This window comes from Curtobacterium sp. UNCCL20 (assembly GCF_900101675.1).
In the GTDB taxonomy this organism is placed as follows: domain Bacteria; phylum Actinomycetota; class Actinomycetes; order Actinomycetales; family Microbacteriaceae; genus Curtobacterium.
This window is the reverse complement of the sequence record NZ_FNKG01000002.1, coordinates 102,263-114,620: the sequence shown is the minus strand read 5'-3', so window position 1 is coordinate 114,620 and position 12,358 is coordinate 102,263. Positions and strand designations below refer to the sequence as shown.

At 73.0% G+C, this 12,358-nt stretch carries 9 protein-coding genes; all 9 read left to right on the top strand.

Features of this window, described 5'->3' with window-relative positions:
* Positions 1–5: 5 nt before the first annotated feature.
* The 9 genes from BLT36_RS09875 to BLT36_RS09835 all read left to right on the top strand — a co-directional run bounded on the left by BLT36_RS09875 (position 6) and on the right by BLT36_RS09835 (position 12,347).
* Positions 6–1,463: an MFS transporter gene (locus BLT36_RS09875; protein ID WP_092094759.1), complete on the top strand. Its 1,458-nt coding sequence runs from the start codon at positions 6–8 to the stop codon at positions 1,461–1,463.
* A 31-nt stretch (positions 1,464–1,494) separates the two neighbouring features.
* Positions 1,495–2,118, top strand: a complete 624-nt coding sequence (locus tag BLT36_RS09870; RefSeq protein ID WP_092094757.1) for an isochorismatase family protein — start codon at positions 1,495–1,497, stop codon at positions 2,116–2,118.
* Complete coding sequence (locus BLT36_RS09865) at positions 2,115–2,735, top strand: TetR/AcrR family transcriptional regulator (protein ID WP_175529595.1); 621 nt, start codon at positions 2,115–2,117, stop codon at positions 2,733–2,735. The genes BLT36_RS09870 and BLT36_RS09865 overlap by 4 nt, the downstream gene beginning before the upstream one ends.
* Positions 2,732–3,625: a GntR family transcriptional regulator gene (locus BLT36_RS09860; RefSeq protein ID WP_092094753.1), complete on the top strand. Its 894-nt coding sequence runs from the start codon at positions 2,732–2,734 to the stop codon at positions 3,623–3,625. Before BLT36_RS09865 ends, BLT36_RS09860 begins: the two co-directional genes overlap by 4 nt.
* 139 nt (positions 3,626–3,764) lie before the next feature.
* On the top strand, positions 3,765–5,357 hold the full coding sequence (locus tag BLT36_RS09855; protein WP_092094751.1) for an APC family permease: 1,593 nt from the start codon (positions 3,765–3,767) through the stop codon (positions 5,355–5,357).
* A 24-nt stretch (positions 5,358–5,381) separates the two neighbouring features.
* Complete coding sequence (locus tag BLT36_RS09850) at positions 5,382–6,221, top strand: urea amidolyase associated protein UAAP1 (protein ID WP_092094749.1); 840 nt, start codon at positions 5,382–5,384, stop codon at positions 6,219–6,221.
* Complete coding sequence (locus BLT36_RS09845) at positions 6,221–6,913, top strand: urea amidolyase associated protein UAAP2 (RefSeq protein ID WP_092094747.1); 693 nt, start codon at positions 6,221–6,223, stop codon at positions 6,911–6,913. Before BLT36_RS09850 ends, BLT36_RS09845 begins: the two co-directional genes overlap by 1 nt.
* A gap of 32 nt (positions 6,914–6,945) precedes the next feature.
* Entirely contained in the window at positions 6,946–10,617 is a 3,672-nt protein-coding gene (gene uca, locus BLT36_RS09840) for an urea carboxylase (RefSeq protein ID WP_254787547.1), read from the top strand.
* Positions 10,614–12,347 (top strand): allophanate hydrolase, encoded by a 1,734-nt coding sequence (locus tag BLT36_RS09835; protein WP_092094745.1) that lies wholly within the window; start codon positions 10,614–10,616, stop codon positions 12,345–12,347. The genes uca and BLT36_RS09835 overlap by 4 nt, the downstream gene beginning before the upstream one ends.
* Positions 12,348–12,358 lie beyond the last annotated feature (11 nt).

The following is a 12,358-nucleotide window of genomic DNA, read 5'->3' as shown; positions in this document are numbered from 1 at the left end:
GGCAGGTGCTCTGCGCGTCGAGCCTCAGCGTCGTCCTCGTCTTCATCTCCTCCAGCGCACTGCTCGTTGCGCTCCCCGACGTCAGCCGCGACCTCGATGCGAGCGCACTGCAGTCCAGCTGGGTCCTCCTCAGCTACATGCTCACCACGACCACGCTCATCCTGGTGTTCGGCCGGATCGCCGACCTCGTCGGACGGCGGCGGCTCTACATCGCGGGCATCCTCGTCTTCCTCCTCGCCTCGCTCGCCTGCGGGTTCGCGCCGGACGCCGCCGTCCTGCTCGGTGCCCGGCTCGTGCAGGGCGTCGGCGCGGCCGCGATCGTGACGAACACGACCGCCCTGCTCACGGACGTGTTCCCGGAGTCGATCCTGTCCCTCGGGCTCGGGCTGAACGCCACCGTCGCCGCCGTCGGACAGGTGATCGGGCCGGTGGTCGGCGGCCTCGTCGCCGAGTCGATCGGCTGGCGCTGGATCTTCCTCGCCGGGGTACCGGTCTCGCTCGCGGGGCTCGTCTGGTCGCTCCGGCTCATCCCCCGGACGACCCGGCCCCGCTCCGGCGAGCGCCTCGACGTCCCCGGTTCGGTCCTGTCCGTGGCGGCCGTGGGCCTGCTCGTCGGTGCCGTGTCGGTGGGCGGGTCGTCGGGTTGGACGGCCGCGCCCGTCGTGGCGATGGCGTCCGGGGCGGTGCTGCTCGGGGCACTGTTCGTCTGGACCCAGCGCCGGGTCCGACACCCCCTGGTGGACCCGGCGATCTTCCGCGACCGCGCGACCATCACGCTCTTCTCGGCGGCCGGCCTCTGCGCGCTGTCGAGCTACGCCCTGGTGCTGCTGGCGTCCCTGTCGTTCCAGGCGGTGGGCGGCAAGGACGCCGTCGAGGCCGCGCTGTGGGTGCTGCCGACCCCGATCGGGACGACGGTCGCCGCGGCGAGCGCCGGCGTCCTCGCGCGGCACGTCCCGGCGCGGACGCTGTCCACGATCGGGATGCTCCTCATCGCGATCGGGGCAGCGGTGCTCGCGGTGTCCCTCGCCGACGACGACGCGTACGCGGTCACGGCGGCGGGGCTCGGTGCGGTGGGTGTGGGGACGGGGGTCTTCATGACGCCGAGCACGTCGGCGCTGATGACGCGGGTGCCGGAGCACCGCCGCGGCATCGCGAACGCGATCCGCTCGGCGCTGCAGAACGCGGGCTTCCTGTTCTCGACGGCGCTTGGCCTGGCCATCGCCACCGGTGGCCTGTCGGCCGCCCAGCAGGCGGCGGCGTACGACGGCAGCCTGCTCGGCCTGCCGGCCGCGGACGTCCAGGCCTTCGTCGACGGCGTCCGTGCGGCCGCACTGACGTTCGCGGGGTGCGCGGCCCTGGGGGCGCTGATCGTCGCGTTCGGCCCGTTCGGACCACCGGACCGGGAGGCACCGCTCCGGCCCGAAGCAGCGGGTCCGGTCCCCGGGACGGGGACCTCCGCATGACCATCCCAGCCCACGACGGAAGCAGGACCCGATGACGGACGACCACGACGACTACGCCTCGGCCGGGTACACCGGCGCCCTGCAACCGGGTCGGCGGGCCGCGCTCGTCGTGGTCGACCCGGTGAACGCGTACATCGACCCCGCCTGCGGGCTGTACGCGGGTGTCGAGGAGCCGGTCGAACGGATGCGGGAACTCACCGCGGCGGCGCGGACCGCGGGCGTGCACGTCGCCGTCACGACGATGGCGCTGTCGGCGGACGGGTCGAACGCCGGCGTGTTCTTCCGGAAGGTGCCCGCGCTGACGGCGTACCTGCCCGGCACCTCGACCGGGGCGTTCATCGACGGGCTCGCACCCGTCGACGGGGACACGCTCGTGCCGAAGCAGTACCCGAGCGCGTTCTTCGGCACGTCGCTCGCCGCCGACCTCGTCGCCCGCGGGGTCGACACCCTGTTCATCGCGGGCCTGTCCACCAGCGGTTGCATCCGGGCGACCGCGACCGACGCGATGCAGCACGGCTTCGTGCCGATCGTGGTGCGCCAGGCCGTCGGCGACCGGCTGCCCAGCGTGCACGAGGCGAACCTGTTCGACATCGCCGCGAAGATCGGCGAGGTGTGGGACATGGACCGTGTCCTCGAGCACTGGAGCGCCGCGTGACCACCGAGGCGCCGGTGCGCGGACGCCCGCGGAGCGCCGCTGTCGACGAGGCCGTGTACACCGCATGCGTCGCGATCCTGGCCGCGGGCGATCCCCGCGCGTTCACGATCCGGGCCGTAGCGGACGCCGCCGGGGTCGGTGCCGCCACCATCTACCGGCGCTGGCCCAGCAAGGACGTCCTGCTCACCGAGACCGCGATCCGGCTGATGGAGGAGACGATCCCGACCGTCCTCGACGCGCCGATCCACGAGGGCGTGCTCGGACTGACCCGCGGCTGGGTGCACGCCCTCGTCGCGACGCCGGTCGGCCGTGCGCTGCCGCTCATCGTCGAGCTCGCGTCGCACGAACCCCGGGTGGCCGAGGCCGTCGCCGCCTGGCACCTCGACCGCCGGGTCCGGGTGAACGCGATGCTGCAGCGGGCGATGGACGCCGGGGACCTCCGGCCCGACGTCGACCTCGGGATCGCCGTCGACCTGCTGGGCGGACCGACCTTCTACCGCCGGGTGTTCGTGTCCCTCGACATCCAGGCGCCCGACTACCCGGTGCGGCTCGCCCGAGAGTTCCTCCGGTGGGCCGGCTGGACCGGCGACACCACGACCGTGGGGATGGCCTCGTGACCGACACCGCACCGACCGACCACGTGGACGGATCCGCCGACGACGACCGCCACCAGGACCAGGACCGCCACCTGGACCCCGGCCACGACCACGTCGACCTGCGCCGTCCGACTCCGCCGTGGACGGACATGGGGATCGGCGCCGTCGCGCCCGGGCACTGGATCGGGTTCAACCGTCGGTCGGACGCGGCTCGGCAGGTGTCCGACCTCATCCGGGCGGACATCGTCGCCGGCCGGTTCACCGGGCCGCTGCCGTACGAGTGGGAGCTCCTCGACCTGTACGGCACGACGCGGAACGTGCTCCGCGCGGCCCTGACGCTGCTCAAGGAGCAGCGACTGCTCACCCGGGCCCCGCGGTCCGGCACGTTCGGGGTGCGGCCGGTGGCGTCGGTCAGCCTGGCCCGCACCACCGAGGAGGTCACGATCTACGGCGAGCACGCCGGCGGCAGCGTGTTCGACTCCCCGCGCCTCAGCATCGTGCACCTGTGCGTCCAGCTCGTCCCCGCGCCGGAGACCGTGCGGCGGAACCTCGAGATGACCGGCAGCGGTGCGTACTTCGTCGAGAGCCTCATCTCGTTCGACGGTGAGCCGAGCCGGGTGCGGACGAGCTGGGTGCCGCAGGAGCGGTTCCCCGACCTGGTGTCCGCGCCGCTCACCGAGTACGTCCCGGACGTCCTCGTCCGGCGGGTCGGCGAGCGCCCGGTCGCCCGTCGGCTCCTCCTCAGCACGGTGAACGCGGACCAGTGGACGGCGGACCTCCTGGACATCGATCCGGGGCAGGCGATCTTCCACATCGAGCGGCTCATGTGCCTCGCCGACGGGACGCCGGTGGAGTACGGCTTCTCGCGGTACCGGGGCGACCGGGCGGTGATCGACTCCCGGATCGTGTGACCGCGACGCAGGACGTTTACACGGGACGGCCGTCCGACACCCACTCGAAACACGAGGGAAACGGCGGCGACACGGCTGCGCAGAACACTTGAGGCATTACCTGTCACCCGACAGGTACTCCCTCGAAAGGTCTGCAGCCATGCGTACTCGGCAGTCACCGCTCCACGCTCCGCGCACCGCGACCACCCCCGACGCGCAGAACCTCGCGCGCATCGGCTACGAGCAGGAACTCCACCGCGGCGTCGGGTCGTTCTCGTCGTTCGCCGCGGGGTTCTCGTTCGTCTCCATCCTCACCACCGTCTTCCAGCTGTTCGGCCTCGGGTTCGGACTCGGCGGCGCCGCGTTCTTCTGGGCGTGGCCACTCGTCTTCGGCGGTCAACTCCTCGTCGCCCTGAACTTCGCCCAGCTCGCCGCCCGGTGGCCGATCTCCGGCGCGATCTTCCAGTGGTCGAGCCGTCTGGCCGGCGCCCGCTTCGGCTGGTTCACCGGCTGGACGATGATCATCGGCCAGGTCCTCACCGTCGCCGTCGCCGCGATCGCCGTGCAGGCGGTGCTCCCGGCGATCTGGAGCGGGTTCCAGCTCGTCGGGGGCGCGGGGGCGGACCCGTCGCTGGCGTCCCCGACGGGTGCCGCGAACGCCGTCGTCCTCGGCCTCCTGATGCTCGTCGTCACGACCGTCGTCAACATCCTGAGCGTGCGGTTGATGGCCCGCGTGACGAGCTTCGGCGTCGCGGTGGAGATCGTCGGCGTCGTCGTCCTGATCGCCGCGCTGTTCCTGCTGCCGCACCGCAGCCCCGCGGTGGTCTTCACCACGGCGGGCTCGACGAGCACCGAACCCTACACCTGGGCGTTCCTGGCGTCGTCGCTGATGGCGGCGTACGTCATGGTCGGGTTCGACTCGGCCGGTGAACTCGCCGAGGAGACGCACAACCCCCGCCGGACCACGCCGAAGACGATCGTCCGTGCGCTGACCGTCTCGGGCCTCGGCGGCGGACTGCTCATCATCGGCGCGCTCGTCGCCGCCCCCAGCCTGACCGACGGCAAGCTGGCGACGCAGGGCCTCGCCTGGGTGATCACCTCGACGCTCGGCGACGTCTTCGGCCGGCTCCTCCTCTGCACGGTCGCGGTCGCCGTGTTCGCCTGCACCCTCGCCGTGCAGACCGCCGGTGCACGCATGGTCTACTCGATGGCCCGCGAGAAGGCACTGCCGTTCCACCGCACCCTCGCCAAGGTGTCGCCGCGGACCGGCACCCCGATCGCCGCGTCGATCGTCGTCGGTGTCGGCGCCGGACTCGCCCTCGCCGTGAACATCGGCCAGTCCGCCATCTTCACCGCACTGTCGAGCCTCTGCATCGCGATGCTCTACCTGGCCTACCTCGGTGTCACCGGTCCCCTGCTGGTGCAGCGCATCCGGCTGCGCCGCGAGGGCTTCCCGGCCGGCGTCGACGAGGACGGCAAGCCGCTCTTCACGCTCGGCCGCTGGGGCATCCCGCTGAACGCCGTCGCCGTGGCGTTCCAGATCGGCATGGCGGTGAACCTCATCTGGCCCCGCCCGGAGATCTACGACCTCACCGGGCACTCCTGGTGGCTGCAGTACAGCGCGCTGCTCTTCATCGGCGGGGTGCTCCTCGTCGGGTGGGCGTGGTCGAGCTGGCGGCACCGCACGCACGGGCCGATCACCCTCGCCGAGGTGCCCTCCACGGCGTCGGTGCCCGCGATCGTCGAAGCCTGACCGACACCACCACGAAGGACCACCATGCGTGACCTCCACCAGACCGACAGCGTCCTCGCCGCGCGTTCCGACGCCCGCGCGCAGGCCGGCTCGCAGTCCGAGTACATGCCGTACCTGCCCGCGACCACGTCGCCCTTCGCGCCCGAGGGTGTCGACCCCACCCAGCTCGTCTGGGCGGAGACCGTCGCCCCGGGCGGGTACACGCACCGTGTCCTCGCCCGCGGCACCCGGTTCCGGTTCGACGACCCGACGGGTGACGCGTGCGCCAACCTCGTCGTGCTGAACGCGCTCGAGCCGTGGGAGCGCCTCAACGTCGCGGACACCCAGAAGATCCCGTGGCAGGCGTACCTCGGCGCCGGGTCGCCGCTGCTGAGCGGCGACGGACGCGCGCTCGCCACCGTGCTCGAGGACACCTCCGGCCGGCACGACGCGTTCTGCGGCACCTCGACCGACGCCTGGAACGAGCGGAAGTACGGGAGCGCGGCGCCCGAGGGTCCCTCGCCGAGCGGGCGCTCCCTCCTGGTGAAGGCCGCCGCGAAACACGGTCTGACCAAGCGGGACCTGCCGCCGAGCGTGTCGTTCTTCCAGGGTGTCCGGGTCGACCCCGAGGGCGTCCTCGAGCCGATCGGGTCCGCCGGACCGGGGCGCCACGTCACGTTCGTGGCCGAGCTCCCCCTGCTCGTCCTCGTCGCGAACGTCGCGCACCCGCTCGACCCCCGACCGGACTACGTGGTCGGTCCCCTGCGTGTGCACGCCTGGCGAGGGGCCCCGACCACGGCCGACGACGAGCGCTCCAGGGCGACGCCCGAGCGCACCCGCGCCTACCTGAACACCGTCGACTACGCGGAAGCCCGAGGTCTGTGATGCCCACCACCCTGCACTCGACCGTCCCGGTCGGAGCCGTCCACGCGCCGGACGCCGTGCTCGACTGGAGCGAGTCGCTCGTCCCGGGGACCTTCGTCCGCGACGACCGGGTGGCCCCCCTCGCCCCCTGGTCCGCCGTGGTGCGGGCCGGCCAGGTCCTCACCATCGTCGACGTCGGCGGCAACCAGAGCGCCGACTGCCTGGTCTACGACGCGACGGACACCGACGAGCGCTACAGCGTCCCGGACACCCTCGCCGCCCAGGGCAACGCCTACGTCCGCACCGGCACCGTCCTCATGTCGAACGAGGGCCGGCCGCTGATGACCGTCGTCGGCAACGAGATCGACCGCCAGGACACCATCGGCGGCGCCTGCTCGAAGGAGTCGAACACGCTCCGGTACGGCCACCACACGCAGTACCAGCACGGGTGCCGCGAGAACTTCCTCGCCGAGGCGGCACGACACGGTCTCGGCGTCCGCGACCTGGTGTCGAACCTCAACTGGTTCATGAACGTGCCGGTCGAGGCCGACGGCGCCCTCGGCATCGTCGACGGCATGAGCGCCCCCGGCAAGCGCGTCGCGGTCCGCGCCGAACGCGACGTGCTCGTCATCGTGTCCAACTGCCCGCAGATGAACAACCCCTGCAACGACTTCTCCTGCACCCCGCTGCGCATGATCGTGGTCCAGCCGTGACCGCCGCGCCCGACCCCACCGGGAGCCCCACCGTGACCGACACCACCGCACCCGTCCTGCGCACCGACACCGTGCTCGTCGCCAACCGCGGCGAGATCGCCCGCCGCGTCATCCGGTCGGCGAAGGCCCTCGGCATGCGCACCGTCGCCGTGTACTCCGACGCCGACCGGGCCGCGCCGCACGTCCGCGAGGCCGACGTCGCCGTCCGCCTCGGACCCGCCCCCGCCCGCGAGTCCTACCTGCGCATCGACGCCGTCGTGCAGGCTGCGAAGGACACCGGTGCCGGTCTCGTCCACCCCGGGTACGGCTTCCTGTCGGAGAACACCGACTTCGCCCGTGCCTGCGAGGAGGCGGGGATCCGCTTCGTCGGCCCGACCGCCGACCAGATCGTCCGGTTCGGCGCGAAGCACACCGCGCGGGAACTCGCGGCAGCCGCCGGGGTGCCCATGCTGGCCGGCACCGGACTCCTCGACACCGTCGACGAGGCCGTCGCCGAGGCGGAACGCATCGGACTGCCCGTGATGCTCAAGGCGACCGGCGGGGGCGGCGGCATCGGCATGCAGGCCTGCGCCACGCTCGACGAGGTCCGGGACGCCTTCGCGAGCGTCACCCGCACCGCGACGGCGGCGTTCGGGTCCGCGGGGATCTTCCTCGAGCGCCTGGTGCGGCCGGCACGGCACGTCGAGGTCCAGCTCTTCGGTGACGGCGAAGGCCGCGTCGCGGTGATCGGCGACCGCGACTGCTCCCTGCAGCGCCGCAACCAGAAGGTCATCGAGGAGGCCCCGGCACCGGCGCTCCCCGAGCACGTCCGCGCCGAGCTGCACGCGTCCGCCCGCCGGCTCGCCGCGAGCGTCGGGTACCGCGGCGCAGGCACCGTCGAGTTCGTGTACGACCCGGTGCGCGAGGAGGCCTCCTTCCTCGAGGTGAACACCCGCCTGCAGGTCGAGCACCCGGTGACCGAGGAGGTGTACGACGTCGACCTCGTCGCGCTCATGCTCCGGCTCGCACGCGACGGCGCGGACGCGATCGACCCCGACGTGTTCGACCGCACGTGGACGCCGACGGGCCACGCGGTCGAGGCGCGTGTCTACGCCGAGGACCCGGCGAAGGGCTCCCTCCCCTCCAGCGGCCTCGTCACCCAGGCGGTGTTCCCGAGCGCGACGACGACGACCGGCGGGTCCACCGGCATCCGTGTCGACGGCTGGGTCGAGACCGGCTCCGAGGTGTCCGCCTTCTACGACCCGATGCTCGCCAAGGTCATCGCGACCGGCGAGACCCGTGACGACGCCCTCGACCTGCTGCGTGGTGCGCTCGGCGAGACCCGCATCGACGGCATCGTCACGAACACCGGGCTCCTCCGGACGCTCACCGACGACCTCGAGTTCCGGACCGCCACGCACTCCACGTCGACGCTCGACGAGACCGCTGACCCGGACCCCCGCATCGACGTCGTCGTGCCCGGCACGATGACGATGATCCAGGACCTCCCGGGGCGGCTCGGGTACTGGCAGGTGGGCGTCCCGCCGAGCGGCCCGTTCGACGCCGCGTCGTTCGCCGAGGCGAACACGGCGGTCGGCAACCCGGCCGGGGCCCCCGCGCTCGAGGTCACCGCATCGGGTCCGACCCTCCGGTTCTCCGCACCGACGGTCGTCGCCGTGACGGGTGCGCCGACGCCCGTGACCCTCGACGGCGCCGCGGTCCCGCTCTGGGAACCCGTCGAGGTCGGTGCCGGGCAGACCCTCGCGATCGGGACCGCGCCCGGCCCGGGGCTCCGCAGCTACCTGGCGGTGCGCGGGGGCTTCGACGTCCCGAAGTACCTCGGGTCCACGGCGACGTTCACCCTCGGCGGCTTCGGCGGTCACGCGGGTCGGGCGCTCCTCGCCGGGGACGTGCTCCGCCCCGGTTCCCCCGACTCGGACGCAGAGCACCCCGCGTTCCCCGAGGGCACCCGACTCGGGCTGGTCGGCGGCCCGACGCCCGCCGACCGCCGGACAGCACTGACCGACGCGTGGGAGATCGCGGTGACCGAGGGGCCGCACGCGGCGCCGGACTTCTTCACCCGCGCTGACCTCGACGTGTTCTACGCGACCGACTACACCGTGCACCACAACTCCGCCCGCACCGGCGTCCGGCTCATCGGCCCCCGACCAGGCTGGGCCCGCACCGACGGCGGCGAGGCCGGTCTGCACCCCTCCAACATCCACGACACCCCCTACGCAGTGGGCGCGATCGACTTCACCGGCGACACCCCGATCATCCTGGGCCCGGACGGACCGTCGCTCGGCGGGTTCGTCTGCCCCGCCGTGGTGGCCAGCGGCGATCTCTGGAAGCTGGGCCAGCTCCGTCCCGGTGACACGGTGCGGTTCGTGCCCGTCCGCGAGGCCGACGCCGCCGCGCTCGACGCGCACCGTGCCTCCAGGTCCGTCCCCCGCACCGGCGGCGACGGCGACGACGGCGTCCTCGCGCGTCTGGAGGCGACCGACGTCCGACCGAGCGTCGCCTACCGGCGCGACGGCGACGACAACGTCCTGGTCGAGTACGGGGACATGACCCTCGACATCGCACTCCGGATGCGCGTGCACGCGCTCATGACGAAGCTGCAGGAGCACACGCCGAAGGGCGTCCTCGACATCACGCCGGGGATCCGCTCGCTCCAGGTGCACACCGACGCGTCCGTCCTCAAGGCGCGCGACGTCGCGGCGCTGCTCCGCGAACTCGAGGACGAGATCCCCCCGACGGACCAGCTCGTCGTGCCGTCCCGCACCGTCAAGCTGCCGCTCTCGTGGGACGACCCGGCGACCCGCCTGGCCATCGAGCGGTACATGAACGGCGTCCGGAGCGACGCCCCGTGGACCCCCTGGAACATCGAGTTCATCCGGCGCATCAACGGGCTCGAGAGCGTGGACGACGTGTTCCGCACCGTGTTCGACGCGAGCTACCTCGTGCTCGGACTCGGCGACGTGTACCTCGGCGCCCCGGTGGCGACGCCGCTCGACCCCCGGCACCGACTGGTCACCACGAAGTACAACCCGGCTCGCACGTGGACTGCGGAGAACTCCGTCGGCATCGGCGGCGCGTACCTCTGCATCTACGGGATGGAGGGGCCCGGCGGGTACCAGTTCGTCGGCCGCACCGTGCAGATCTGGAACCGGTTCCGCCGCGGCGGACTGTTCCAGGACGACCCGTGGGCGCTCCGCTTCTTCGACCGGATCGAGTGGTACCCGGTCGGAGCCGACGAGCTACTCGAACTCCGGGCCGAGACCGACGCCGGACGCGGCGACTTCGAGACCGTCGACGGCGAGTTCTCGATCGCGTCCTACAACCGGTTCCTCAGCGACAACGCCGGGTCGATCGCCGACTTCCGCGAGCAGCAGGCGCGGGCGTTCGGCGAGGAGAAGGAGCGGTGGCGGGCCTCGGGCGAGTTCGACGTCCGCGACGAGCCGGCGGTCGTGCTGCCGGACGAGGTCGAGCTGCCCGCCGGCTCGACCGCCGTCACCGCACCGTTCACCTCGACCGTGTGGCAGGTCGACGTCCGACCGGGCGACCGGGTGGACGCCGGGCAGAAGCTGCTCGCGGTGGAGGCGATGAAGATGGAGTCGATGGTGCACGCACCGGTGGAGGGACACGTGCTCGAGGTGTACATCAAGCCCGGCGACCAGGTGGCACCGGGCCAGGTCCTCGCCGCGATCGGAGCAGCAGCATGAGCACGAGCACGAGCACGAGCACGAGCACGAGCAGCAGCGTGAGCAGCCGCGGGCGCACCGCCGGGACCGGGACCGGCCGCGCGGCCGGTCCCGCCGCGCGCGTCCACGACGCGTTCGACCGGATCGCCGCCGTCGACCGCCCCGAGGTCTGGATCACCCTCCGCGACCGCGACGACGTCCTCGCCGAGGCCGAAGCGGTCGACCCGTCGCTCCCCCTCGCCGGCATGCTCGTCGCCGTGAAGGACAACATCGACGTCGCCGGCCTGCCGACGACGGCCGCCGCCCGCTCCTACGCGTACGAACCCGCGGCGGACGCCACCGCCGTCGCCCGGCTCCGGGCCGCCGGCGCCGTCGTGGTCGGCAAGACGAACCTCGACCAGTTCGCGACCGGGCTCGTCGGCACCCGGTCCCCGTTCGGCGCGGTCCGGAACGCCTGGGACCCGTCGCGGATCTCCGGCGGCTCGTCGAGCGGCTCGGCCACCGCGGTCGCGCTCGGCATCGTCGACTTCGCGCTGGGCACGGACACGGCGGGCTCCGGCCGGGTCCCCGCAGCGCTGAACGGCCTGGTCGGGGTGAAGCCGACGAAGGGCGTCGTCCCGAACACCGGCGTCGTGCCGGCCTGCCGGTCGCAGGACTGCGTCACCGTCTTCGCCCGGTCGCTCGCGCTCGCCCGGACCGCGACGGAGCTGATGTCCGGCCCGGACGGCGTGGACCCGCTCGCCCGCCCGGACCTCGCCCTCGCCGAGCTGCCGACGACACCCCGCATCGCCGTGCCGCTGCCGGCGCAGCTCGAGGGCCTCGCCCCGGGCTGGGCCGAGGCCTTCACTGTCGCGGTCGAGCGGTTCCGCGCCCTCGGGTACGAGATCGTCGAGGTCGACATCGCCCCGCTCCTCGACGCCGCCGCGCTGCTCTACGACGGTGCGTTCGTCGCCGAGCGGTACGCCGCGGTCGGTGCGCACATCGACGCGCACCGCGACCAGGTCGGGGACGACCTCGACCCGTCCGTCGCGTCGATCGTGCTCGGTGGTGCCGCGCCGAGCGCCGCCGACCTCGTCGCCGACCAGGAGCGGCTCGACGCGTTCGGTGCCGCCGGTCGCGCCGCACTCGCCGGGACCACGGCGCTCCTCACGCCGACGACGACGTGGCACCCGACCCTCGCCGAGGTCGCGGCCGACCCGATCGGCTCGAACAGCCGGATGGGTCGCTTCACGAACTTCGCGAACCTGCTCGACATGGCGTCCCTCGCCGTTCCCGCCGGGTCCGTCGACGGGCTGCCGTTCGGCGTCATGCTCACCGGCGCCGCGTTCACGGACCGCCGACTCGCCGCCCTCGCCGCCGCGTTCGCGGCGCCCACCGTGGACCTCCTGGTGGTGGGAGCGCACCTTCGCGACCAGCCCCTGAACGCGCAGCTGGTCGCGTCCGGCGGATCGTTCGTCCGGGAGGCGCGCACCGCCCCCGACTACCGGCTGTACGCCCTCGACACGGTGCCGCCCAAACCCGGCCTGGTCCGCGCAGACGACGGTGCGTCGGTCGCGGGTGAGGTCTGGCGCCTGCCGGCCGCCGGGTTCGGGACGTTCGTCGCCGGGCTGCCCGCACCGATGGCGATCGGGACCGTCTCGCTCGACGACGGGACCGACGTCACCGGCTTCCTCGTCGAGCCGTACGCGGTTGCCGGGGCCTCGGACATCACCCACCACGGCGGGTGGCGCGCGTACCGGGAGCAGGCGTGACGGCGCCCGAC

Excerpts from the sequence above, each read along its gene's own strand:
- BLT36_RS09870 (WP_092094757.1), top strand. The coding sequence starts at position 1,495 with ATGACGGACGACCACGACGACTACGCCTCGGCCGGGTACACCGGCGCC.
- BLT36_RS09855 (WP_092094751.1), top strand. The coding sequence starts at position 3,765 with ATGCGTACTCGGCAGTCACCGCTCCACGCTCCGCGCACCGCGACCACC.
- BLT36_RS09850 (WP_092094749.1), top strand. The coding sequence starts at position 5,382 with ATGCGTGACCTCCACCAGACCGACAGCGTCCTCGCCGCGCGTTCCGAC.
- BLT36_RS09845 (WP_092094747.1), top strand. The coding sequence starts at position 6,221 with ATGCCCACCACCCTGCACTCGACCGTCCCGGTCGGAGCCGTCCACGCG.
- BLT36_RS09835 (WP_092094745.1), top strand. The coding sequence starts at position 10,614 with ATGAGCACGAGCACGAGCACGAGCACGAGCACGAGCAGCAGCGTGAGC.